Origin of the sequence: Aeromonas sp. 6P (assembly GCF_051919525.1) — a bacterium.
In the GTDB taxonomy this organism is placed as follows: Bacteria; Pseudomonadota; Gammaproteobacteria; order Enterobacterales; family Aeromonadaceae; genus Aeromonas; species Aeromonas veronii.
Window position 1 is genome coordinate 2,164,471 of the sequence record NZ_JBQBEO010000002.1, and the last position, 23,163, is coordinate 2,187,633.

Consider the following 23,163-nt stretch of genomic DNA (forward strand, 5'->3'; position numbering starts at 1 on the left):
GTGCGAGGCAAGTTCAAATCCCTGACCATGGTCAACTGGAACGGCTTCTTTGCCCGGACCTTCGATCTCGACCAGCTGGTCACTACCCTGTCCGGCGGCAACGGCGCGGGCAAGTCCACCACCATGGCGGCCTTTATCGCGGCGCTCATCCCCGACCAGTCACTGCTTCACTTCCGCAATACCACGGAAGCGGGCTCCAGCAGCGCCTCCCGTGACAAGGGGCTTTACGGCAAGCTGCAGCGCGGCCACTGCTATTCCCTGCTGGAAGTGATGAACAGCCGCGAACAGCGGATCTGGGTCGGCGTCCATCTCGAACAGGTGGCCAACCGTGACAACAAGGTCAACATCACCCCGTTTGCGCTGGTGGATGTGCCGGAGAATCTGGCTCCGACCGATCTGCTGCTGGAGAAGCTCGATGGCGGCAAGGGGCGGGTACGCGCCTTTACCGATCTGAAAGGGGCGGCCGCCGAGCTGGGGGCGCTGAAAGTCGCCAAATTCAATACGGTGACCGACTATCACAACTTCATGTTCGAGTTCGGCATCACCCCGAAGAAGCTGCGTGATCAAAAAGATCGCGGCAAGTTCTATCGCCTGATCGAAGCTTCTCTCTACGGCGGTATCTCCTCGTCCATCAGCCGTTCCCTGCGCGAATACTTGCTGCCGGAGAACTCCGGGGTGCGCAAGGCGTTTGCAGACATGGAGGCGGCCATCTATGAAAACCGCCGCACGCTGGAGGCCATCAAGGAGACCCAGGGTCAGCGGGATCTGTTCAAGAACCTGATCACCGAGACCACCCACTATGTGGCGGCGGACTATGTGCGCAACGCCGCCGAGAAGAGCCGTCTCTCCGAGCTGGCCCTCAAGGCGCGCCAGGAGCTGGCCGACAAGCGCCGCATTCTGGCCGAAGAGAAACAGCGTGCCATCTATCTGGCGGACGAGGTGGAGCAGCTCACCAACCGCGAGAAACTGCTGACCGACGAGCTGGAGTCTGCCTCCGAGCATCTGGCCAAGGTGATGGCGGCCGTCAGCTTGCAGAAGAAGATCGAGATGTACCGCGCCGATCTGGCGGATCTCTCTGACAAACTCGAACAGCAGCAGGCGGTAGTGGAGGAGATCCACTGCCAGCTGCTGGAAGTGGAAGAGCGCAAGGAGCTGGCGCAGGCAGAAGTAGACAGCCTCAAGACCCAACTTGCCGACTATCAGCAGGCGCTCGATATCCAGCAGACCCGCGCCATCCAGTACCGTCAGGCGGTGCAGGCTCTCGATGCTGCCCGCGAGCAGTGCGAGCTGCCGGGGCTGACCGCCGAACAGGCGAGCGACACCCTGCACCAGTTCCGTAGCGCCGAGCAGAGCCTCACCAGCCGGGTGCTGGGGGCCGAGCAGCAATTGGCGCTGGCCAAAGCGGCGGTGGCCGAGCATGAAGCGGCGTTGGCGCTGCTTTTGAGCATCGCCCCCGAAACAGTGCGCGAGGCCGCCTGGCCTACCGCGCAGGCGCTGCTCAAGCGTCACATCGAAGACAAGGCTCGCATTGCCCAGGGGCAGGGTCTTCGCGCCGCGCTGGCTCGCCTCGAGAAAGAGAGCGAAAGCCAGAAGAGTCTCTTCAAGTTGCGTGACGAGCTGCAGCAGGCCTCTGGCCAGCTGATTGCCAGCAGCGATGAGCTGGAAATTTTCCTCGAAGCTCAGCGCACTCGTCAGGAGGAGCTCTCCGAGCTGCAGGCGGAGGTGAATCAGCGCCGCGCCAGCCTCGAGCATCAGGGCACCCAGCTGGGCCGCGATATTGCGGAGCTCACAAAGTTGGCGCCGCGCTGGCTGAAATCCTTTGAAAAACTCGAGCAGCTGCGCGAGCAGAGCGGTTTGCCGCTCGCCACCGCCGAAGAGCTTTCGGCCGGTATGCAGACTGTGCTCGACAAGGAGCGCGAGTTCGAGCAGGAGAGCAACCGCATTGCGGCGCAGAAACAGGCGCTGGAGCTGCAAATTCGCAACCTGCAACTGGGGGCAGGCGAGGCGGATCCGCGCTTGGCTCGCATCGCCGAGCAGGTGGGGGGCGTGCTGCTCTCCGATGTCTACGACGACATCTCCATCGATGATGCCCCTTACTACTCCGCGCTCTACGGCCCGGCTCGCAGCGCCCTGGTGGTGCTCGACCTTGAGGGCGCCATCGAGCGGCTGAAAAAGCTGGAAGATTGCCCGGAAGATATCTACCTGATTCAGGGCAACCCCGACTCCTTTGACGAGGACCTAGTGGAAGCGGAAGAGCTGGGAGACGCCGTGCTGGTGCGCACCAGCAAGCGTCAGGTGCGCTTCTCCCGCTATCCCGAGCTGCCGCTGTTTGGTCGCGCCGCCCGGGAAAAACGGATCGAGCAGCTTGATCTTGAACGCGAAGGGCTGATCGAGGGTTACGCCAAGGCCGCCTTCGAGCAGCAGAAGTACCACCGTCTCTACGGTCACTTCCGCGACTTTATCGGCCAGCATCTGGATATCGCCTTCCGCCCCGATCCCGAAGCCGAAGTGCAGGCCAAGCAGGCCGAGCTGCGCGCGCTGCAAGGAGCCATCGGCGAGTGTGACAAGCAGCTGAGTGATGCCAAAGCGGCTGCTGCCCAGCTGACTCGCCATATCCAGCTGGTGCAGGGGATGCTGCCCTTTGCCCACCTGTTTGCCGAGACAGAGCTGGCGGCCCGCCTCGAGGCGGCTCACGCCGATGTGGAAGCGCTGAAACAGGCCGAAGCCTTTATCGCCAAACACGGCAAGTCGCTGGAAAAGCTGGAAACCATGGTGCAAGTGCTGCGTCAGGATCCGCAGGATCTTGCCGCCCTGCAGGCGGCTTACGATGAGGTGAGCGACCTGCTGGCCGCGCAGAAGCGCCGTTGCTATGCCCTCGATCAGCTGGTGGCCCGTCTGCCGCACTTTGCCTATCAGGATGCGCAAGACCTGCTGGGCAAGGCCTCCGAGATGAGCGAGCGACTCAAAGAGAAGCTGAAAGCGGCCGAGCTTGCGGCCCGCACTGCTGGCGAGCAGCACAAGCAGATTGCCCAGCGTCACACCGAGGCGTTGCAGCTGCGCACCGCCTTCAACTCCAGCGTCGAGGCCAAGCGCCAGACCCTGACCGAGTTCGAGCAGGAGCTGGCGGCCATGGGGCTGACCCTCTCTGACGATATGGAAGAGAAGGCGCGCGCCCACAAGAAAGAGATTGAAGAGCTGCTGATCCGCACCCGTTCCCGTCGCACCAGCGCCGAGGCCCAGTTGCAGGTCACCAAGCGAGAGATCGAATCCCTTGGCGGCCGTCTCAAGCTGGAAGGCAAGGATTACTACAGCGCCCGTAAATCTCTGGTGGGTCACAAAGCGAGCTGGTCGCGGGTGGTGCGTCTGGCGCGGGAGACCGACGTCGAGAAGCGCCTCAACAAGCGCGAGCTGGCGTATCTTGACAGCGACGAGCTGCGCTCCATGTCTGACAAGGCCCTCGGCGCCCTGCGAGTGGCTGTGGCCCACGACGAGGCCCTGCGCGATGCGCTGCGACTGTCGGAGGGCAACCGCAGCACCGAGCAGAAGGTGGCCTTCTACGTGCAGGTTTACCGTTACCTCAAAGATCGCATCCGCAACGACATCATCCGCTCCGATGATCCGGTGGAGGCGATCGAGGAGATGGAGATCGAGCTGGCGCGTCTGGCAGACGAACTCAAGCAGCGGGAAACCCACCTGTCGCTCTCCTCTCACGAGGTGGCGGCCAAGATCACCAACATCATCCGCCGCGAGCAGAACCGTATCCGGGTGCTCAACCAGGGCTTGCAGAACATCGCCTTCGGTCTGGTGCGCGGGGTGCGCCTCAACGTCAATATCCGCGAGGCCCACACCCGTCTGCTGACGGCGCTGGCCGATCAAACCGCCATGCACAACGATCTGTTCGCCGACAAGGAGCTCAGCTTCTCCGAGGCGATGGCCAAGCTGTTCCAGCGCCTGAACCCGCAGATCGAACAGGGGGATCGCAGCTATCAGGTGATGGGCGACGTGCTGCTCGACTATCGCAACTATCTGGAGCTGGAGATCGAGGTGCAGCGCGGGGCCGATGGCTGGCTGCGTGCCGAGAGCGGCGCGCTCTCCACCGGCGAGGCGATCGGTACCGGTCAGGCCATCCTCTTGATGGTACTGATCAGTTGGGAGGAGGAGTCCCGCCGTCTGCGCGGCAAGGATATCGCCCCCTGCCGTCTGTTGTTCCTCGACGAAGCGGCCCGTCTGGATGGCAAATCCATCGCCACCCTGTTCGAGCTGTGCGAGCGGCAGGATATGCAGCTGCTTATCGCGGCGCCCGAGAACATCAGCCCGGAGAAGGGCACCACCTACAAGCTCATCCGCAAGGTGCAGGGCAAGCACGAGCACGTGCATGTGGTGGGTCTGCGCGGCTTCGGCTTTGCCGACGACAAGCTGATTGCCTGAGAGGTAACGTATGAAAACGGGAGGCAGGCCTCCCGTTTTCAAAAGATTGAAGAGGGCTATTATGGTGATAGACAAAGATGTTGTTCTGCCAATTGTCACAGCCATAGTCGGATTTCTGTCCGCTCAGTTCTATGCATTTATACAGGCTCGCATCAATAGAAATAGAATTAAAAATAATATGTTTCTTGAGCTTTCCGATATTGATGCTCAGTTAGAAAATTCACAATTAACTCTAGAGGGAAATATAAAGCATATCTGTAATAAAGAGTTTGGCGGTGCATTTCCAAGCAAGATAAGAGCTTGTGTTTTTAATGGTTTTTTTGTTGATGTCGCCATCCATCTTAATCGCTCCCAACGAGTATCATATCAAATTATTCATGGGTATTTGGATGATATTAATAATGAGTTGTCATATTTGGTTGGTGAAACTAGAGTTTTTAGAGATGAGGTTTTTAGTAACGGGGGAATAGAACGAAGCAAGCTTAACATCTGGATGGATAGATATAGAACGATTTATACGAACATTTGCATGGCTCGTTGGCATATCAGACATCACATAGATAATAAAATAAATCCAGAGCTTCCGCTATCTGGTTGTGTTTATGATGAGTATCAGGTTTTTTGTAAGAATATTGATAAAACATTGAATGATTTCATAAATGAAAGTATAGATAAATAATTTCATGTTAGATGCTTTATTTAACAAGGATAATGTTATGCATAATAGAGTGGGAGAAACTCTAGTAATAACACTCTGTTTGCTACTTGTAGCCTGTAGCAGCCGTTATGACGAGCGTCACGGCGGCAGCTGGCGCGGCTATAGCGAGACCGGTTATGCCAGCTATTATGCCGACCGCTATCACGGTAAAAAGACTGCCAGCGGCGAGCTCTATCGCAACAACCTCAATAGCGCCGCCCATATGGAATTGCCCTTTGGCTCCATGGTGCGGGTGACCAACCTCGCCAATGGCAAGAGCGTAGTGGTCAAGGTCAATGACCGCGGCGCCTTTAAAAGCGGGCGAATTATCGATCTCTCCAAATCAGCCTTCGGCTCCATCGCCAACATTCGCGAAGGTGTTATCAAGGTAAAGGTTGAGGTGTTGTGACCGCTCGTGATGCTTCTGAATCTGCAGCCGTTTGGAAAAATCGTAATAGGCTGCTTGTGCGCTAACAGCGTATCCAATATGGCTTGAGCAGGGAAAGAGATGGATATTGAGCTGATTGATGTGTCGCAAAATGAATTTGAGCAGGTCTTTACTGCCGTGAAACAGGGGATTTTTCCCTATGTTGAGTCGCTCTTTGGCTGGGATGACCAATTTCAACGCGAACGGCTAGCCAGCTCCTATCTGCCGCAATGGTTTTCGTGGATCCAGCATGGGGGAGAGCGCATTGGTCTGTTATGTAGCAAGCCATATGAGGATGCCCAGCATGTTCATCTGCTGATCATTTTCCCTCAGTATCAGGGGCGACATCTTGGCGCTGCCGTGATGGAGCGGCTGCATCAGGAGGCTGAGCGTGAGGGCAAATGCCGGGTCACCTTGTCCAGCTTCACAGACAACCATGGGGCGATACGGTTTTATGAGCGCCTTGGTTACAACGTGGTCGAAGAGGATCAAGAGTTTGTCTCCATGTCCCGGCCGTTGGGCTGTGACCTCGGATTGAAAAAAGTGGTTAATGGAGAGTTGTGATGGCGATTTTGAATATTTTGACGGCTCCCGACCCCAGGTTGAGGCTCAAGGCCGAGCGGGTTGAGGATATTGCTGCCGTACAGGGGCTGATCGATGACATGTTGGAGACCCTGTATGCGACGGAAAACGGGATTGGTTTGGCCGCGACTCAAGTCGGGCGTAAAGAGGCCGTCGTTATTATCGACTTGTCCGAGAGCAGGGATCAGCCGCTGGTTTTGATTAATCCACAAGTGATAAGCGGTACTGAAAAGGTGCTTGGACAAGAGGGCTGTCTCTCCGTGCCGGATTACTACGCGGATGTCGAGCGTTACAGCTCGGTGGTAGTATCTGCACTGGATCGAAAAGGCAATCCGATCACCATCGAGAGCAGCGATTTTTTGGCCATTGTCATGCAGCATGAAATTGATCATCTGGATGGCAACTTGTTCATTGATTACCTGTCACCGCTCAAGCGGCAGATGGCACTCAAACGAGTTAAAAAATCGCTCAAGTCCGCCAGCTAATGTCTGCGGATAGTGGCTGGCCGTTTTAGTTATGTGGGGAGCAGGCAGAATGAAAGTGGCAAAATGGAATGTCAGGGCACTGTTTAGCCGCAATAACAAAGGAGAGCAGGGGCGCTATGGTTTATGGGCTGCCTTGCTGCTGGGAACATTATGGGTAGCCCTCCCCGTATCAGCCGACGAGGAGCAGCTGCCGGCCGAATATCGCCCCTTTGTGCAGCAGTTGGTCGATGCGGCAGAAGCCCGGGATCATCAGGCCCTTGCCAACCAGATGAAGTACCCCTTCAAGCAGGAGTATCCCATTCCCGCCATCAAAACCCCGGCGGAGATGCTGACCCGATTTGGCGAGGTATTTGATGACGCTATATTAAAAAGCATTGCTACCTCCCGGGTCGGGCAGGATTGGCAGACCATGGGCTGGCGAGGCATTATGCTGGGCAGTGGTGAGGTCTGGATGGACTTTGATGGCAAGGTCATCGGTATCAATCATCAGACTGCACAGGCCGCCAAATTGAAAGCCGAGCTTATCGCCAGGCAGAAGAGCGGTCTGCATCCCAGTGTGCGGGAGTACAAGAGCCCCGAGCTGATGTGGCAGACCGAGAAATTTACCATCCGCATCGACGAGTTGGACGATGGCCACTATCGCTACGCCTCCTGGGCCAAGGGCAAGACGCTCGCCGACAAGCCGGATCTGGTGTTGAAAAATGGCACCGTCAGGGTGGAGGGGACGGGGGGCAATCATACCTATCTCTTCACGAGCGGCCCCTATCGCTACGAGTGCGTTGTCACCGTATTGGGTGAGCGAGGCGTGCCACCGGGTGAGCTGGTGGTCTATAAAGACGACGTCGAGATAGTGCACCAACCGGTGATCAAGGTGCTGTGACAGCAAATCCACATAAAGAGAGACCAAAGAGCAGCCAGGTGCCGCTCTTTTGCTTTCGCAAACTGAAGAATGAGCTTTGCTAGCTTTGCGGCACCCTGACCCCTTTATCGAGATAGAGGCTGCTGTAGTTAGCCCTGTGGGTGACAAACATCACCTGATGGCGGCTACCGTCGGAGAGGATAAGGAAATCGCCCGCCTGGGCAGGGCTTTGCAAGGAGACCTCCTGCTCGGGGGCGGTCAGGCGGTCGACATCATCTTTGAAGGTGAGGGTGTAAGAGAACATATGGCGCTCCACTGCTGGCTCATATCAAACACTCCGTTGAAGGTAGTTGCTGGCATGGGCACGCGCGGCGCCCGATTGGCGCTGTTAGACCAAATATCAGCGATGAGAACGTGCGTGGCTTCAGTCGGGTTGTTTTGCTGAGGTGCACTTTAGGCGTTTACATCAAGGCCATTGGTATCAAAAGAGATGGGAAAGGGGCGAAAAGGAGGATGAAAAAACCGCCAGCTGGCGGTTTTCTTATGCGATGGGCCCTACTTCAGGGCCTTCTTCAGCTTCTTGATCTTGCCTTCATGCTTGGCAATTTTCTCAAGACGAGCGGCGATCTTCTTCTTGATCTCTTTCTTGCTTGCTTTGGCCATCGGTGGCGCTCCTTTGCCGTGGGGACACATGAGGTGTCAGTGTGGGTCTTCCCTTTGACGTCCCAGAGTGCCACAGGGCTTCTTTGTGAACCAGCACTCTGTTGCTTTAATAGCCAGCTCGCTATAACTGCAAGGGGCTGAGCCAGCGCAGCAGTTGCTGGCCAACCTGCGGGCTGGCGAGCAGGGCCATATGACTGGTGCGATAGACAATCAGGGTATGGGCAGGAAGAAAAGCCAGCAGATGGCGCGCTTCGTTGTGCTGGCCGAGGGCGCTGCGTAGCGGCACCAGTCCATCGCCAATCAGCCGGTCGGCCAGCAGGCTGCGCTTGGCGGCTGTGGTCGCGGCAATGGCATAGCAGTTGACGCCGCCGGGCAATGGGAGTGGCGCGCGTGGGTCCTGTGAGGGGACGGCGGGGTCGGGTGGGGCAACGGCATCGATCACCTTGCCGTGGCGTAAATCCTTGATGCCAGCACTGCGCAGCCGCGCCAGTCTGACGAAGGGCTCGCTGTAGGCGGTAGCGGGCAGCAACTGTTCCAGCCAGTGACCTGCATGTTCGAGCGGTGCGCCGTGGTGTGGTGTGCCAAGAAATATCAGGTTGGCAAGGTGCGCAGGCCAGGTGAGCCCGGCCACGCCAGCATGGTGGCAGGCGCTGCGTGCAACCAGTCCCCCCATGCTGTAGCCCATTATCGTTATCTCTTTGAGCTCTCCCGGCCAGTGGGCGAACAGCTGCTCCAGCAACAGGGCCAGCGCCTGTCCGTTTTGTGCAATGGGCAGGCCCGAGTTGTAGCGCAGGTAAAGAGGCTGATAGCCAAGCGCGGCGGCAAGTTGCTCCCCGTGATTGACCGGTTTGCCTTGATGCTCGGTCTGCCACTGCAGATCGTTCATGCAGAGGCCATGGATCATCAGCAGCACCCGTCCCTCGCGGGGTAGATCCTTTGGCATCGCCTGCCAATCGAGGGGCTTGCCCTGATAGCGCAGAGTCATGGGGGTGGCGAGAGCATTGTGGTGTTCGACCAGCTTGTCCCCCAACACGCCGTTGAGCGTGGCGATCAGGGCCGCACGTTTCGGTGTTTCGGGGATCTGGTGGGGCGGTGGTGTGGCTGGCAGGCGGCTGAGCAGATGGTTGATGCCGCTGCCCAGGGTGTTGGCGGCGCCATGTACCCTCTTGTAGACCAGTCCGGTGATCCCGGCTGTTTTTCCCTCATCCCGTCCCTTGAGCCCCATACCGCTCAGTACCGCCTGATGTACCGCTTCGGTGATCTCTACCGCGGCGGGCAGCGCCAGAGTCAGCAGGTGCGCCAGCTCGCGGATATCCGAAAGATGCCAGGAAGAGGATGGCGAGGGGTCTGTGGCGTCGGTCATGGCAAGCCCTTGTGAAAGCGGGTATCGCGTTGTCGTGCCGCGAAGAGTGCAGCGTATCTCTATATCAAACCAGCTTGCGCCCTTTGTGGCGGGTTTACCAGTAACGGGCCATGCATGGCGGGGCTGATAAGAACCGCTTGCGAAGCCGGTCACGGTAATGGCAGGGAAAATCACCTCTACTTCGTCATATGAAGCCACATGGAGAGGTGAGGATGTCGCTGTTTGATGAGATGCGGGTACAGGATTTGTGTGCACGGTTGCTCGATAGCCAGAACGGAAAGGGCTGCACCCTTGAGAGTCGGCATGACGCGAGTTGAAGGATCTGTTGCAGGCAGTGGCCGGGATCAAGCCGGTTGGCCGAGGTGCTCATTATGTGTTGACCGACGCGGGGCGGACTTATTTGCTCGGGCAGCTGGCGTTGGTGGCGCCCCCGGAACAGGACAAGGGTGAGCAGCTGCAACGAATGGGAGTGAGTTTGCCTGCGCGGCTCAATCAGGCCTGCTTTTATGCCCTCTGGCATGGGGATAGCAAGCATCCGCGATCAGCATCCCTTGCAGCGCCACTGCTTGCGGACTTGTCGCTAACTCAAGATGAGGTGATCCGCATCCGTACCCTCGAACCTCTCTCATTGGTCGATCGGCAAGGTCAGCAGCACGATATGACGGCAATGATGGCGCTGCTGGGGGAATTGGCGTTGCCGGAGCGGACTCTGGGCACGCTGGCGGCCATCGGCTGGCAAGGGGAGCGGGTCATTACGGTGGAAAACAAGGGGGCCTTTGTCGACTACCCGCTGCAACCCGGGCAACTGCTGCTTTTTGCACCCGGTCGCAATACCACCCTGGCCAAACAGCTGATCCCGCTGCTGCCTGCGGGCGTGCAGTGGGCCCATTTCGGCGATCTCGATCAACGGGGTATCGATATTGCCGTCGAGCTGGCGCGCGAGCTAAATCGACCGGCCATGCTCTGGCTTCCCTGTGAGCTGCGGCCTTATCTGGATCACTACGCCCGTCCGGTGCGCACCTTTGCAACGGACAGTAGCAAGGTGCCCTGGCGTGTGACGACGCAGGCTGATCAGGTTGATGGTCATGGCACGCTGGCAGGCGTTCCCTGGCTCGATAAACTGATCACAGACGGGACTTGGCTGGAGCAGGAGGTATTGATTCTGGCCCCTCACTGGCGGAGCTGGTCATTGGACGCGATGGGCAATCAGGGGTGAAACGGGGAGCCCGCGCTCCCTGTCATTTCGTGGTCAGCTGCTTACTTGGCGTTGATGGGCCCCTTGGTGCCGGCATCATTATCGACCCAGCCATCTTCACCCTTGATGCGGCGATCCCCCTGAATGGTGTAGATGACCATGCCATCCTTGAACACCAGCGCGCCATCGGATTTCTTGGCATTGACCTTCTTGTCGTTGACCCACACCTGATCCTTGCCATCGATGCGGATATTGGCCACGGTGGCGCCGGTTTGGGGGAAGGTGGCGATCCAGTTGCCCGCATAGGGGCTGGCGCTGGTTGCCGCGGCCGGAGCATTGCCAACACCGGCAGCCGCGTTCTCAGCCTTGGTTTTGTTGATATTGCAGCCATTGAGCTCGCTCACCTGAGTGCAGCCCGAGCGCTCCAGCTTCTGCTCATAGCTCAGATTCAGACCGCCCTCCGCGGCCGGGGCGGCCGTGCCAAATCCCGCCTTGGCATTTTCCGCTTTGGTTTTGTGAATGTTACAGCCCTGCGCCTCGGTGACCTGGGTGCAGCCGGATCGCTCCAGTTGCTCGGCATATTTGGCACTGATGGCGTGGGCAGGGGTGATACCGAGCAGGGTCAGGGTGATGAGCAGAGCAGCATTCCTGGACATAGATAATCCCTCAAAGATGTAAGTCATGCAGGTTCATCCGAGCAGTTGCGGTCGTGAACGTCGGCCTCTCCTGAGCATCCGAGACAGATGCGCAGCTGGCGTATTCACGTTAGCACCTTGGGCCAACCGCGCCCAGCGATGTGGCCGGAAGATAAGGCGAGAGGTGATACGGGAGTGCAGGGGAGGCGAGATGGCCGAGACATTTCTGCAGAAGAGGTCGTAACAAAAGAGCAAGTCGCTGCACGGCATTATCATAATGATAACGACAGCCCCGCCGATATCATTTCAGCCCCTGAAACTGACCTTTGATGATAATTCTCACCGATGCCGAGATATCGCCTCTGATTATTATCACCCGGCTATTTTATGGCTTGGCTGATCCGCTCACCTTTTTATTGAATAAACCGCTTAAATAGCCGCTGATTTTGTGGGTGGGATCACACACTTTCGCCATTTATTAATATCTACCTGCATTTTATTGGTTTGGCATGGTTATTGATTGCCTCATATCGACGCTAACCGATGCGCTCACCCACAACCGGGATGCTGGTGACATCGTGAGTGAAAGGGGAGCTATCCATATCTCATCCAATGATTGGGGCGAACGATGAAAGCAGTTAACGAATTAATCAAAGAGATCAGAGCACTCAAATCCAACCTGCATGAAAAAGATTTTCTGCTGACTTGGGAGCAAACACCTCAGGAGCTTGAACTGGTATTGAAACTGGCCGAATCCCTCAAGACACTGCGTGCCGAAAATATTGCTACCAAACTGTTTAACAGCGGGCTCGGTATCTCGGTTTTCCGCGATAACTCCACCCGAACCCGCTTCTCTTATGCCTCTGCGCTGAACCTGCTCGGTCTGGCCCAGCAGGATCTGGATGAGGGCAAATCCCAGATCGCCCACGGTGAAACCGTCCGTGAAACCGCCAATATGATCTCCTTCTGCGCCGATGCCATCGGTATCCGCGATGACATGTATCTGGGCGCCGGCAACGCTTATATGCGTGAAGTGGGCGCCGCGCTGGATGAAGGGTTCGAGAAGGGGGTGCTGCCCCAGCGTCCGGCGCTGGTCAACCTGCAGTGCGACATTGATCACCCGACCCAGTCCATGGCTGATCTGGCCTGGTTGCAGGAGCACTTCGGCAGCCTGGAAAACCTCAAGGGCAAGAAGATTGCGATGACCTGGGCGTACTCCCCGAGCTACGGCAAGCCGCTCTCCGTGCCGCAGGGCATCATCGGCCTGATGACCCGCTTTGGTATGGATGTGACCCTGGCCCACCCGGAAGGGTATGACCTGATCCCGGACGTGATCGAAGTGGCCAAGGAGAATGCCAAGGCATCCGGCGGCAGCTTCCGTCAGGTCACCTCCATGGAAGAGGCGTTCAAGGATGCCGATATCGTCTATCCCAAGTCCTGGGCTCCCTACAAGGTGATGGAGCAGCGCACCGAGTTGCTGCGTGCCAATGACCACGCTGGCCTCAAAGATCTGGAGAAACACTGTTTGGAGCAGAACGCTAAGCACAAGGATTGGCACTGCACCGAGGAGATGATGAAGCTTACCAAGGGGGGCGAAGCGCTCTATATGCACTGCCTGCCCGCCGATATTTCCGGCGTCTCCTGCAAAGAGGGCGAAGTAACCGAAGGGGTATTCGAGAAATATCGTATCGCCACTTACAAAGAGGCGAGCTGGAAGCCCTATATTATCGCCGCCATGATCATGGCCCGTAAATTCTCCGCCCCGGCAGAAACCCTGGAAAATCTGATTAAAGAGGCGCAAAAGCGGGTGAAATAAATAACGGCAGGGCAGGGTGAATATTCATCCTGCCCACACTGTCGAACCCATTATTTTGAGTTTTCTCCCCGTGGTATCTGAATAACGGATCTCCCGGCGAGGCAGCTCTTTGTCAGGTAACGCCTAGTGAGGTAAGCATGTCCCAATTTTCGCTGAAGATGGATATTGCCGATAACCGTTTCTTTACCGCTGAGCCATCTCCGCTGTTTTCTCGCGCCGAAGCACAAAAGGCTCGCGCTTTTCATAAAAAACTGGCCGGTTATGAGCCGACCCCATTGTGCGACCTAAAAGATCTGGCCGCCTATATCGGGGTGAAAAATATATTGGTCAAAGACGAGTCAAAGCGCTTTGGCCTCAATGCCTTCAAGATGCTGGGTGGCGTTTATGCCATCGCCAACCTGCTCTGTGAAAAGTACGGGGTGGCCATCGAGGATTTCTCCTTCGATCTCATCAAACGCACCATCAAGGAGCCGATGACCTTCGCCACCACCACAGATGGCAACCACGGTCGCGGCGTCGCCTGGGCCGCCAAGCAGGTGGGTCAGCATGCGGTGGTCTACATGCCCAAGGGCTCGGCCCGGGAGCGGGTGGATCACATCCTCAACCTCGGTGCCGAGTGCATTGTCACCGACATGAACTACGACGATACCGTGCGCCTGACCATGAAGATGGCCGAAGAGCGCGGTTGGCACATAGTGCAGGACACCGCCTGGGAGGGTTACACCAAGATCCCGACCTGGATCATGCAGGGTTACTCCACTCTGGCCGACGAAGCGGTCGAGCAGATGCAAGATATGGGCATCAAGCAGCCCACCCACGTGCTGCTGCAGGCCGGAGTCGGGGCGCTGGCGGGCGGGGTGCTCGGCTATCTGGTGGACTGCTTCGGGGCGAAAAACCTGCACAGTATCGTAGTCGAGCCGGATCAGGCCGACTGCATCTACCGCTCTGGTGTGGCGGGGGAGATGGTCAACGTGGGAGGCGATATGCGCACCATCATGGCCGGTCTTGCCTGCGGTGAACCCAATCCGCTCGGCTGGCCGCTGCTCAGAAGCTGCACCACCCAGTTTATCTCCTGCCACGACAAGGTGTCGGCGCTGGGGATGAGAGTGCTGGGCAACCCTCTTGGCAATGATCCCCGCATCATCTCCGGCGAATCCGGCTCGGTCGGTACCGGCGTGCTGGCGGCAGTGCGTCACCACCCGGATCGCGCGGCGCTGATGGCGCGTCTCGGGCTGGATAGCAACTCGGTCGTGCTGATCATCAACACCGAAGGGGACACCGATGTGACCCACTACCGGGAAGTGGTGTGGGAAGGCAAGCATCCTGCCTGCGATTAACCCCGGCTGTGAGTAATCCCTGCGAGAGCAGAGACACGAATTGAAATTGGTCGCGCCTCGCCAACGGGGCGCGGTAACGGGCACAGGGCGCTGCCGACGAACAGGCCGCGCACTCTCAGTTGTTATGGAGAATCACAATGAACAAGCAAATTCCGTTTGAAATGGTGTTGGAGAAGGCCTACCAGTACAAGGCCGAGATGAGTCAGTTCCTGCGCGACATGATCGCTATCCCGAGCGAGAGCTGCGATGAAGAGCGCGTGGTGCTGCGCATCAAGCAGGAGATGGAGAAGGTTGGTTTCGACAAGGTCGAGATCGACCCCATGGGCAACGTGCTGGGCTACATCGGCCACGGCCCGCACCTGATCGCCATGGATGCCCACATCGATACCGTCGGTGTTGGCAACCGCGCCAACTGGACCTTCGACCCCTATGAGGGGATGGAAGACCACGAGATCATCGGTGGCCGCGGCGCCTCCGATCAGGAAGGGGGCATGGCCTCCATGGTCTATGCCGGCAAGATCATCAAGGATCTGGGGCTGGAAGATAAATACACCCTGCTGGTGACCGGTACCGTGCAGGAAGAGGACTGCGACGGTCTCTGCTGGCAGTACATCATCGAGCAGAGCAAGATCCGCCCCGAGTTCGTGGTCAGTACCGAGCCGACCGACTGCCAGATCTACCGTGGCCAGCGTGGCCGCATGGAGATCCGTGTGGAAGTGCAGGGGGTGAGCTGCCACGGCTCTGCGCCGGAGCGCGGTGACAACGCCATCTTCAAGATGGGCCCCATTCTTGGCGAGCTGCAGGAGCTCAGCCACAACCTCGGTCATGACGACTTCCTCGGCAAGGGCACCCTGACCGTTTCCGAGATCTTCTTCACCTCTCCGAGCCGCTGCGCCGTGGCAGACAGCTGCGCCGTCTCCATCGACCGCCGCCTCACCTGGGGCGAGACCTGGCAAGGTGCGCTCGACGAGATCCGCGCCCTGCCTGCGGTGCAAGCCGCCGGTGCCGAGGTCTCCATGTACCAGTACGACCGTCCGGCCTACACCGGTCTGGTTTACCCGACCGAGTGCTACTTCCCGACCTGGAAGGTGGAAGAGGATCACATCACCGTCAAAACCCTCTCCAAGGCTTATCGCGAGCTGTTCAACAAGGAGCCGGTGGTGGACAAGTGGACCTTCTCGACCAACGGTGTCTCCATCATGGGGCGCCACGGCATTCCAGTCATCGGTTTTGGCCCGGGTAAAGAGCCGGAGGCCCACGCCCCGAACGAGAAGACCTGGAAAGAGCATCTGGTCAAGTGCGCCGCCATGTACGCCGTGATCCCCATGCTCTATCTGGCCGAGCTGGACAAGTAAGGGGGCTGCCGGGTGGTGACTGCCATCGCCGCCCGGCTGTCGCAAGTGTGACAAGTGCCCCGTCTTTGTTGAGGCGGGGCCTTGCTGTTTGAAGGCAAAATGCATTCGAGGTGGTGGGGATGAAACGGCTGATCAAAAACGGCGTGCTGGTCGATGCGCAGGGGGAATATCGTCAGGATCTGCTGATCGAGAACGGGGTGATCCGCGCCCGCGCCGCCGATATCCAGCCCGATGGCGAAACCGGGGTGATCGATGCCAGCGGCTGCTATGTGATGCCGGGTGGCATCGACGTCCATACCCACTTCAACATCGATGTCGGGATTGCCCGCAGTTGCGATGATTTTTTCAGCGGTACCCGTGCCGCCGCCTGTGGTGGCACCACCACCATCGTCGATCACATGGGATTTGGCCCGGCGGGGTGCAACCTGCATCACCAGCTGGCCCGCTATCACGACTACGCCGCCGATCAGGCGGTGATCGACTACAGCTTTCACGGCGTGATCCAGCATGTGGATGACGCCATCCTTAATGAGATGGCCGCCATGGTGCAGGAGGAGGGGATCAGCAGCTTCAAGCTCTATCTCACCTACCAGTACAAGCTGGGGGACCATGACGTGCTGCGTGCCCTGGCCCGCCTCAAAGAGGTGGGGGCGCTTGCCACCGTCCATCCCGAGAACGATGCCGCCATCGCGGCGCGCCGTGCGGCACTGCTCGCCGCTGGCCATCATGAGCCCTGGTATCACCCGCAAAGCCGCCCGCTGGAGTGCGAGGCGGAGGCGATCGCCCGGATGATCAATCTGGCGGGGCTCGCGGGCAATGCCCCGCTCTATATCGTCCACCTCTCCAACGGACTGGGGCTGGAGTATCTGAAATTGGCGCGCCGTCAGGGCCAGCCAGTCTGGGTGGAGACCTGCCCGCAATATCTGCTTTTGGATGATTCCTGCTACTACCGGGAGAACGGAGTCGACTATCTGCTCAGCCCGCCGCTGCGCTCACGCCGCGAGCAGGACAAGCTGTGGGTCGGTATCGCTGCTGGCGACATCGACACGGTGGCGACCGATCACTGCAACTTCTCCCACGCCCAGCGCATGACCCTCTCAGGCGGCGATTTCAGCCGCTGCCCCAACGGCTTGCCGGGCGTCGAGAACCGGATGCTGCTGCTGTTTGCCCACGGGGTATTGGGCGGGCGCATCTCGCCGTCACGCTTCGTGGCCCTCACCAGCGCCAATCCGGCGCGCCTGTTTGGCCTCTGGCCGCGCAAGGGCAATCTGCAACCGGGGGCCGACGCCGATCTGGTGCTGATGGATCCCCGTGGCGAGACCCTGAACCGTCACGCCGCCCTGCATGACAACGGTGACTACAGCCCCTACGAGGGGATGCGCTGCCCCGGCCAGATCAGGATGACCCTCAGTCGCGGCGAGATAGTCGCTCGCGACGGCGAGTTTCTGGGGCGGCGTGGTCACGGCCGTTTTCTGGCCAGAGCGCCCTTTGATCCGGCGTTGGCGCCGGATCTGCACTCGCCTTGCCCCACAGTGGCAGGCTGACAATCCGTTCGAAACAGGCAGAGCAGCAAGGTTATGTGAACAACGAAAGGTGGGCCGGTATTGCGCCGGCTTGTCCCATCACTGGAGATAACAAGATGAAACAGAGAATCGTACTGGCCCTTGGTGGCAATGCGCTGGGCAACAATCTGCCCGAGCAGATGAAGGCGGTGCAGAGCACGGCGCACACTATCGCCGACCTGATCGCCCAGGGGCACGAGGTGGTGGTCACCCACGGCAACGGGCCGCAGGTGGGGATGATCCAGCAGGCGTTCGAAGTGGCGGCCCGCCACGAGCCAAAATCCCCCCATCTGCCCATGTCGGTCTGTGTGGCCCTGAGTCAGGGTTATATCGGCTATGACCTGCAAAATGCCCTGCGCGAAGCACTGCTGGAACGCGGCATCCACAAGCCGGTCGCCACTCTGGTGACTCAGGTTGAGGTCGACAAGAACGATCCAGCCTTCCTCGACCCGAGCAAGCCCATTGGCGGTTTCTTCAGCAAGGAGGAGGCCGAGGCGCTCATGGCCAAAGGCGAGCGGCTCAAAGAGGATGCCGGCCGTGGCTATCGCCGGGTGGTCGCATCCCCCAAACCCGTCGACATCATCGAGAAAGAGACCGTCTCAGCCATGCTGGCTGCCGGTCAGGTGGTGATCACCGTCGGTGGCGGCGGCATTCCGGTGCTGCGCGAAGGCAATCACCTGCGCGGTGCCAGCGCGGTGATCGACAAGGATTGGGCCAGTGCCAAGCTGGCGGAACTGATTGACGCCGACATGCTGATCATCCTTACCGCGGTAGAGAAAGTGGCCATCAACTTCGGCAAGCCCGATGTGCAGTGGCTCGATCAGTTGAGCGTGGCCGATGCCAACAGCTTTATTGCCCAGGAGCAGTTTGCCAAGGGCTCCATGCTGCCCAAGGTGGAGGCGGCGCTCTCGTTCGCCACCTCCCTGCCGGGGCGCAAATCCCTGATCACCTTGCTGGAGAAGGCCGCCGACGGCATTGCCGGCAAGACGGGAACCCTTATCTGCCGCTAGGCGTTCCAGCTCGGGTTGAGTGTGATTGCGGGGGCCGACGGCCCCCTTGTTCATTTCGGGGCGACCATGGTCAGCGGAGGATGAGCGGCGTAAGATGACCGCCTTCAAGCGCGGGCAAGACGCCGAGAGCAGACCCGGCGCAATGAGTGACAAGAGGTGAGTAACAAGCAAATGAGCGGAAAGATCAATATGGCGGCGCTGGTGGGATTGATCCTGCTCACCGCCATCTGGAGTTACAGCTGGATCGTGATGAAGCAGGTGATGCTCTACGCGGGGGCCTTCGAGTTCACCGCCCTGCGCTGCCTGTGCGGATCTCTGGTTCTGCTGCTGGTATTGGCCCTGCGTGGGCGCCGTTATCTTAAACCCACCCCGTTTCGCTATACCCTCGCCATCGCCCTGTTCCAAACCTGCGGCATGGTGGGGTTGGCCCAGTGGGCGCTGATCAGCGGCGTGGCGGGCAAGGTGGCTATTCTGAGCTACACCATGCCGTTCTGGGTGGTGATCTTCGCGGCGCTCTTTCTCGGCGAGCGGATGCGCAAGCTCCACTATCTGGCGGTCGGGGTGGCGGCTTGCGGGCTGCTCTTGGTGATCGAGCCCTGGCAGCTGCATCTGGATTCCATGAAGAGTGCGCTGCTGGGGATTGCTTCCGGCATCTGCTGGGGGATCAGCGCCATCATCGCCAAGCGGATGTATGTCCGCCACCCCGCGGTGGATCTGATGTCCCTCACCACCTGGCAGATGATCTACGCCACCATGGTGATGGCCGTGGTGGCGGCGCTGGTGCCGGAGCGACCCATCGACTGGCAGCCCTATGTGTTTGGTGCGCTCGCCTACAGCGCCATCTTCGCCACGGCGCTGGCCTGGAGCCTCTGGCTGTTTGTATTGAAAAAGCTGCCGGCCGGGATCGCCAGCCTCAGCACACTGGCGGTGCCGGTGAGCGGCGTGCTGCTCTCCTGGTGGCTGCTGGGCGAAAATCCGGGGCCGGTGGAGGGGAGCGGCATCGCCCTTATCGTGCTGGCGCTTCTCGTCATCAGCCGCAAGGGCAAGCGCTCTGTGGTGTCGGTGGCGGGGGAGACCCGCGTCAAGCACGGCTGAGTCGATTGTCGGCAACGAAATAAAAAGGGCCTGCCATCATGGCGGGCCCTTCTGGTTTTAAGAACACTCTCTTATCTGCGCTGGGCCAGATGCATCATGGCTTCCAGCACGGCGCCGCCGATGGCGCGTGCCTTGTCCGATACCGTAGTGGCGTCGGCCCGCTCGCCTCTGGGGTCGATGTCACCGATCTTGAAGCCGACGGTCACCTCGATGCCATCGCTGAGCAGCCCCCGCACCATGCCGGAGAGCGGCGCGATAATGGGGGCGTCCCCCACATGGGCGATCACATCCCCCTCCTGCACCAGATCACCGAGCTTGATAATGCTCTTCATCACCCCGGCGACAGGGGCGCGCACCACCCGGCGGGCGGAGTGTCCCTCGATCACCCCGGGAATGCCGGTATTGGGTTGGGCGGGGCCCTGATAGATGACCCGGCCCAGATGATGGCCGCGGTTGGTCTCGATCACCGCATCGCAGTCGCGCCCCGCCTCAAACCCCGGGCCAAGGGCCACCGTAATGGGGGCCATCTCCTTGTGGGTGCCGAGATTCTGCTTGGCGAGGATGGCATCCACCAGATAGCGGGGCTTGAGCTCGGCGAGGGTGGCACAGTCGGGGTCAACCAGTAGCGGAATGACGCCCCGATCCAGCTGCTCGAACGCCTGTTCGACGCTCTCGACCCGCTTGGCACGCACTCCCTCAACGCTGGTTTCACCGTCGAACATCCCCTGGGCGAAGGCGACAGTGCGGCGGATCACAGTCGGCTTGTCGAGATCCAGCATCACCACCTTGAAGCCGGCATTGTGCAGGCGCAGCGCCACCCCGGTGGCGATATCACCGGAGCCACGCATCACCACCAGCTGATCCCGCTTGAGGCGCACATCATCCTGCATCAGACCGCCTGCCTTGCCGTTTTTCACCTGCAACAACTCGGCGAGAATGCTGATGGCGATCTCCTCGGGGGTCTCGGCGCCGATGTTGTAGCCGATGGGGGCGTGCAGCTGCTGCAGTTGCTCCTGGCTCACCCCTTGCTGGCGCAGCGCTTGGGTGAAGGTCTGCACCTTGCGCTTGCTGGCGAGCAGCCCCAGATAGGCGAGGGGACGGCTGATTAGCCGATCCAGCGCCTCCTTGTCCTGATGGTTGGTTGCGATGATGACGAAGTTGGCGGACTCGATGGCCAGTTTATCTATCACCGCGCTGATGGTATCGGCCTGCACCAGATGGGTACCGGCCGGGAAGAGGTCAGGGTTGAGGCTCCCTTCGAAGCAATCCCCGACATGGACATCAAAGCCGAGCGGCGCTGCGGCATGGGCCACAGCCCGGTTGACGTGACCGGCACCAATGAGCACCAGCCGTGGTCGCAGACCATAGACATCGATATAGACCGACATGGCACCACCGCAATCCGACCCGACCGCATGCTCACCGTTGCGCGCCATCCGGCCATGGAAGATGCGGGGCTTGCGCTCAGCAATGGCAGCCATCGCTTCCTCGATCACCAGCCGCTCGATCATGCCGCCGCCGATGGTACCGAGGATCTGGCCATCGGCCATCACCAGCATCTGGGCCTGATGGCGCGGGGTGGAGCCCCGGCTCTCGATGATCTGGGCCATGGCAAACGGCGTGTTCTCCTGTTCCAGTCGGGCTGCGTGTGCAAACAGATTCATAAGGTACCTCTTTTCATCCTTAAAACGTCAGGGGCGAGGCTAAAGCGCCTCCCCGTGCGGAGCTGTGCAGATCAGGTGACGGATGGGGGGGGATTCGCGCACGGCCCCCTGCCAGATGGCGTGGATCTCGGGGTGGCGGCTCTGCAGCTTTATCAATTCCGCCAGCCACGACGCCTCATTTTGATAATCGCCATTGATAAACCAGATCCGGCGCGCCCCGGGCGGGGTGCCCTTGAACACCCCCTCGGGGTGGGAGAGCAGCTTGTCAAACAGTGCCCAATCCAGTGGCTCACCCGCCGCAATCCCGCACAGGGCCTGCAATTCAGCCCAGCGGTGGATCTGCGTCGGTTCGGCATTGGCTCCCACCATGGCGCCGCCCAGCAGGGCGATCACCCAGTCACTCTGGTGTGGAATGCAAGGTTCGTGCAAAGCGGGCACTTTCAATAACTTGTGATGGGCGCCATCCGCTTCGACCAGGATGAGATCGAAGCGCTGCTGTCCTTTGAGCAGGTCGATTTGGCGCAGATCCGGCCCTGCAACCTTGCCGGTGCGCTCGTCAAGATGGCTGAACAGGGCAACCAGGGTCGGGCCATCCGGCAGGGCCTGACAGCGGGTAAGTTGACGAACGGGATCCGTCTCGATAATCAATTCCCGATAGTGTGATGGGGCTGGCAGAAACATTCGGGTGGTGGTGGTAATTAGCACCCTTTTACCCTGCTTATAAAAATATTCCGCCAGCCAGAACAGGGTGCTGGTTTTTCCGCCGGCACCACAAAGGCTAATTAGCGTGGTATGGTTGTCACTATTTTCAAGCAGTGGATTTAAAAGCGAACCAATATCCGGAAACGCGTGAATAACAGAGTGTGGCAAGGACATGGCAATGACCGAAATAAATAGCGAGGTGAATGAAAAGGTGCAGGCTCGGGGGCGTGAACAGTGTGACTGTATAATTACCGCAGCAGGTTTGTCATCCCGCATGGGGGCATGGAAAATGATGCTACCTTATGGCTCGGGGACAATTCTTGATGCAAGTCTCAAAAATGCCCTGGCCTTCTGCTCCCGGATTATTTTGGTCGTGGGTCATCGCGGGGCCGAACTCGCTGCCTGTTATGGAAATCGCCCCGACATTCTCATCGTCCATAACCCTGACTATGAGCAGGGGTTGGGTAGTTCCATCCGCTGCGCTCTGGCGGCCAGCGATGCTGACTACCTCTTTATCAGCCACGGGGATCTGCCCTGTATCCCGCGCGAGGTCTATCAACAGTTGTGGCAGGCGCGCGGAGAGTTCGCTCTGCTCCCGAGCTTTGAGGGGGAAGCGGGCCACCCGGTCTTGCTGCCAAAATCCCTCGCAAGGGAGCTGGCTGCCGCGCCGGCACAGGGTTCGGTGCGCCGCTGGTTGCTGCAACGCCCACACCGAAGCATACCGGTCGAGAGTCCTGCCATCCTCTTTGATATCGATACCCCCGAGCGATATCAGGCGCTGATCCGCGACGAACTGGAGCTGCGTTCTGCCGACGAGCTTACAACCGAGCAGGGCTGAGTCGCATCGTTGGGACCCACCTCCCTCTGCATACAATGGCAGCCAGAGGGGCGGTAACGCCGAGTCATCTCGCAGCCTTTGGATAAACCGAAATAGCGACGACCGCCTTTTATATAGCAGTGACTTTTAAGCAAACCCCGGCCATATTGGCCGGGGTTTGCTTGCGATAATGCTGGATGATTTTTACCCTATCAAAGTGATATTTATCGCTGCCGATTTGATACTTTTCATTTTTCTCTGGCATTGCCTTGAATAAAATTTCAAGTGAGTGAGAACCACTCTCATTAATCATAATGGCGACATGCCAAACCGCCTTCATTAATTCGAGCCATCTCACGCTTTTACCCTAAAAAATAGTTTTGCCGATGGAGTGGCCTGATTGTTGCTCTTCTCCTTGCCAAGGGGGAACACCCGTGCGGATACCCCATTTATTCATGCTGCCAATGGGCA

The 23,163-nt window shown here is 59.0% G+C and carries 19 protein-coding genes and 1 pseudogene; 14 read left to right on the forward strand and 6 right to left on the reverse strand.

The annotated features are described in order from the left end of the window. The 6 genes from mukB (at position 1) to ACTG2J_RS10215 (ending at position 7,499) form a co-directional block, all read left to right on the forward strand. On the forward strand, positions 1 to 4,428 hold the full coding sequence (gene mukB, locus ACTG2J_RS10190; RefSeq protein ID WP_113740012.1) for a chromosome partition protein MukB: 4,428 nt from the start codon (positions 1 to 3) through the stop codon (positions 4,426 to 4,428). Between the two features lie 61 nt (positions 4,429 to 4,489). Further along, positions 4,490 to 5,107: a hypothetical protein gene (locus ACTG2J_RS10195; protein WP_162628425.1), complete on the forward strand. Its 618-nt coding sequence runs from the start codon at positions 4,490 to 4,492 to the stop codon at positions 5,105 to 5,107. 37 nt (positions 5,108 to 5,144) lie between these two features. Then, positions 5,145 to 5,534 (forward strand): septal ring lytic transglycosylase RlpA family protein, encoded by a 390-nt coding sequence (locus tag ACTG2J_RS10200; RefSeq protein ID WP_113740013.1) that lies wholly within the window; start codon positions 5,145 to 5,147, stop codon positions 5,532 to 5,534. Positions 5,535 to 5,633: 99 nt separating this feature from the next. Beyond that, complete coding sequence (locus ACTG2J_RS10205) at positions 5,634 to 6,116, forward strand: GNAT family N-acetyltransferase (protein WP_113740014.1); 483 nt, start codon at positions 5,634 to 5,636, stop codon at positions 6,114 to 6,116. Next, complete coding sequence (gene def / locus ACTG2J_RS10210; protein ID WP_033113258.1) at positions 6,116 to 6,619, forward strand: peptide deformylase; 504 nt, start codon at positions 6,116 to 6,118, stop codon at positions 6,617 to 6,619. The genes ACTG2J_RS10205 and def overlap by 1 nt, the downstream gene beginning before the upstream one ends. A gap of 49 nt (positions 6,620 to 6,668) precedes the next feature. Continuing rightward, positions 6,669 to 7,499 carry a hypothetical protein gene (locus tag ACTG2J_RS10215; RefSeq protein ID WP_113740015.1) on the forward strand — a complete coding sequence of 277 codons (831 nt, stop codon included), beginning with the start codon at positions 6,669 to 6,671 and terminating at the stop codon, positions 7,497 to 7,499. A 79-nt stretch (positions 7,500 to 7,578) separates the two neighbouring features. Here the strand turns inward: ACTG2J_RS10215 and ACTG2J_RS10220 are convergent, their stop codons facing one another. Then, positions 7,579 to 7,782 (reverse strand): hypothetical protein, encoded by a 204-nt coding sequence (locus tag ACTG2J_RS10220; RefSeq protein ID WP_033113256.1) that lies wholly within the window; start codon positions 7,780 to 7,782, stop codon positions 7,579 to 7,581. A 480-nt stretch (positions 7,783 to 8,262) separates the two neighbouring features. Continuing rightward, a complete protein-coding gene (locus tag ACTG2J_RS10225) occupies positions 8,263 to 9,504 on the reverse strand; it encodes an esterase/lipase family protein (RefSeq protein WP_113740016.1) in 1,242 nt (413 codons plus the stop codon). Between the two features lie 212 nt (positions 9,505 to 9,716). Here ACTG2J_RS10225 and ACTG2J_RS10230 point away from each other — a divergent pair. Beyond that, positions 9,717 to 10,720: pseudogene (locus ACTG2J_RS10230) on the forward strand (Wadjet anti-phage system protein JetD domain-containing protein). A gap of 41 nt (positions 10,721 to 10,761) precedes the next feature. On the opposite strand, the gene ACTG2J_RS10235 reads toward ACTG2J_RS10230, so the two are convergent. After that, on the reverse strand, positions 10,762 to 11,355 hold the full coding sequence (locus ACTG2J_RS10235; protein ID WP_439997451.1) for a hypothetical protein: 594 nt from the start codon (positions 11,353 to 11,355) through the stop codon (positions 10,762 to 10,764). A gap of 607 nt (positions 11,356 to 11,962) precedes the next feature. On the opposite strand from ACTG2J_RS10235, the gene ygeW reads away from it, so the two are divergent. The 6 genes from ygeW to ACTG2J_RS10265 all read left to right on the forward strand — a co-directional run bounded on the left by ygeW (position 11,963) and on the right by ACTG2J_RS10265 (position 19,509). After that, positions 11,963 to 13,150 (forward strand): knotted carbamoyltransferase YgeW, encoded by a 1,188-nt coding sequence (gene ygeW, locus ACTG2J_RS10240; protein ID WP_439997452.1) that lies wholly within the window; start codon positions 11,963 to 11,965, stop codon positions 13,148 to 13,150. Between the two features lie 137 nt (positions 13,151 to 13,287). Then, positions 13,288 to 14,487 (forward strand): diaminopropionate ammonia-lyase, encoded by a 1,200-nt coding sequence (gene dpaL, locus ACTG2J_RS10245; RefSeq protein WP_439832278.1) that lies wholly within the window; start codon positions 13,288 to 13,290, stop codon positions 14,485 to 14,487. A 137-nt stretch (positions 14,488 to 14,624) separates the two neighbouring features. Continuing rightward, complete coding sequence (locus tag ACTG2J_RS10250; protein ID WP_439997453.1) at positions 14,625 to 15,842, forward strand: YgeY family selenium metabolism-linked hydrolase; 1,218 nt, start codon at positions 14,625 to 14,627, stop codon at positions 15,840 to 15,842. Positions 15,843 to 15,961: 119 nt separating this feature from the next. Beyond that, positions 15,962 to 17,386, forward strand: a complete 1,425-nt coding sequence (hydA, locus tag ACTG2J_RS10255; protein WP_439997454.1) for a dihydropyrimidinase — start codon at positions 15,962 to 15,964, stop codon at positions 17,384 to 17,386. A 95-nt stretch (positions 17,387 to 17,481) separates the two neighbouring features. Beyond that, positions 17,482 to 18,414, forward strand: coding sequence for a carbamate kinase (gene arcC, locus ACTG2J_RS10260; protein ID WP_439997455.1), 933 nt, complete (start codon positions 17,482 to 17,484; stop codon positions 18,412 to 18,414). A 171-nt stretch (positions 18,415 to 18,585) separates the two neighbouring features. Further along, the gene (locus tag ACTG2J_RS10265; protein ID WP_439988684.1) at positions 18,586 to 19,509 is read left to right on the forward strand and encodes a DMT family transporter; all 924 of its coding nucleotides are present in this window, start codon (positions 18,586 to 18,588) and stop codon (positions 19,507 to 19,509) included. A 71-nt stretch (positions 19,510 to 19,580) separates the two neighbouring features. On the opposite strand, the gene yqeB is transcribed toward ACTG2J_RS10265, so the two are convergent. Together yqeB and yqeC are read right to left on the reverse strand one after the other, a co-directional pair. After that, positions 19,581 to 21,173, reverse strand: coding sequence for a selenium-dependent molybdenum cofactor biosynthesis protein YqeB (yqeB, locus tag ACTG2J_RS10270; RefSeq protein ID WP_113740021.1), 1,593 nt, complete (start codon positions 21,171 to 21,173; stop codon positions 19,581 to 19,583). A gap of 39 nt (positions 21,174 to 21,212) precedes the next feature. Beyond that, positions 21,213 to 22,049 carry a selenium cofactor biosynthesis protein YqeC gene (gene yqeC / locus ACTG2J_RS10275; RefSeq protein WP_113740022.1) on the reverse strand — a complete coding sequence of 279 codons (837 nt, stop codon included), beginning with the start codon at positions 22,047 to 22,049 and terminating at the stop codon, positions 21,213 to 21,215. Between the two features lie 4 nt (positions 22,050 to 22,053). On the opposite strand from yqeC, the gene mocA reads away from it, so the two are divergent. Beyond that, positions 22,054 to 22,713: a molybdenum cofactor cytidylyltransferase gene (gene mocA / locus ACTG2J_RS10280; protein ID WP_201989523.1), complete on the forward strand. Its 660-nt coding sequence runs from the start codon at positions 22,054 to 22,056 to the stop codon at positions 22,711 to 22,713. A gap of 109 nt (positions 22,714 to 22,822) precedes the next feature. Here mocA and ACTG2J_RS10285 read toward each other — a convergent pair whose 3' ends face one another. Further along, a complete protein-coding gene (locus ACTG2J_RS10285; protein WP_124242039.1) occupies positions 22,823 to 23,050 on the reverse strand; it encodes a hypothetical protein in 228 nt (75 codons plus the stop codon). Between the last annotated feature and the right edge of the window lie 113 nt (positions 23,051 to 23,163).

What these genes read in the sequence shown, in the direction of transcription:
- ACTG2J_RS10195 (WP_162628425.1), top strand. Translation starts at nt 4,490, where the DNA reads ATGGTGATAGACAAAGATGTTGTTCTGCCAATTGTCACAGCCATAGTC.
- ACTG2J_RS10200 (WP_113740013.1), top strand. Translation starts at nt 5,145, where the DNA reads ATGCATAATAGAGTGGGAGAAACTCTAGTAATAACACTCTGTTTGCTA.
- ACTG2J_RS10205 (WP_113740014.1), top strand. Translation starts at nt 5,634, where the DNA reads ATGGATATTGAGCTGATTGATGTGTCGCAAAATGAATTTGAGCAGGTC.
- def (WP_033113258.1), top strand. Translation starts at nt 6,116, where the DNA reads ATGGCGATTTTGAATATTTTGACGGCTCCCGACCCCAGGTTGAGGCTC.
- ACTG2J_RS10215 (WP_113740015.1), top strand. Translation starts at nt 6,669, where the DNA reads ATGAAAGTGGCAAAATGGAATGTCAGGGCACTGTTTAGCCGCAATAAC.
- ACTG2J_RS10220 (WP_033113256.1), bottom strand. Translation starts at nt 7,782, where the DNA reads ATGTTCTCTTACACCCTCACCTTCAAAGATGATGTCGACCGCCTGACC.
- ACTG2J_RS10225 (WP_113740016.1), bottom strand. Translation starts at nt 9,504, where the DNA reads ATGACCGACGCCACAGACCCCTCGCCATCCTCTTCCTGGCATCTTTCG.
- ACTG2J_RS10235 (WP_439997451.1), bottom strand. Translation starts at nt 11,355, where the DNA reads ATGTCCAGGAATGCTGCTCTGCTCATCACCCTGACCCTGCTCGGTATC.
- ygeW (WP_439997452.1), top strand. Translation starts at nt 11,963, where the DNA reads ATGAAAGCAGTTAACGAATTAATCAAAGAGATCAGAGCACTCAAATCC.
- dpaL (WP_439832278.1), top strand. Translation starts at nt 13,288, where the DNA reads ATGTCCCAATTTTCGCTGAAGATGGATATTGCCGATAACCGTTTCTTT.
- ACTG2J_RS10250 (WP_439997453.1), top strand. Translation starts at nt 14,625, where the DNA reads ATGAACAAGCAAATTCCGTTTGAAATGGTGTTGGAGAAGGCCTACCAG.
- hydA (WP_439997454.1), top strand. Translation starts at nt 15,962, where the DNA reads ATGAAACGGCTGATCAAAAACGGCGTGCTGGTCGATGCGCAGGGGGAA.
- arcC (WP_439997455.1), top strand. Translation starts at nt 17,482, where the DNA reads ATGAAACAGAGAATCGTACTGGCCCTTGGTGGCAATGCGCTGGGCAAC.
- ACTG2J_RS10265 (WP_439988684.1), top strand. Translation starts at nt 18,586, where the DNA reads ATGAGCGGAAAGATCAATATGGCGGCGCTGGTGGGATTGATCCTGCTC.
- yqeB (WP_113740021.1), bottom strand. Translation starts at nt 21,173, where the DNA reads ATGAATCTGTTTGCACACGCAGCCCGACTGGAACAGGAGAACACGCCG.
- yqeC (WP_113740022.1), bottom strand. Translation starts at nt 22,049, where the DNA reads ATGTCCTTGCCACACTCTGTTATTCACGCGTTTCCGGATATTGGTTCG.
- mocA (WP_201989523.1), top strand. Translation starts at nt 22,054, where the DNA reads ATGACCGAAATAAATAGCGAGGTGAATGAAAAGGTGCAGGCTCGGGGG.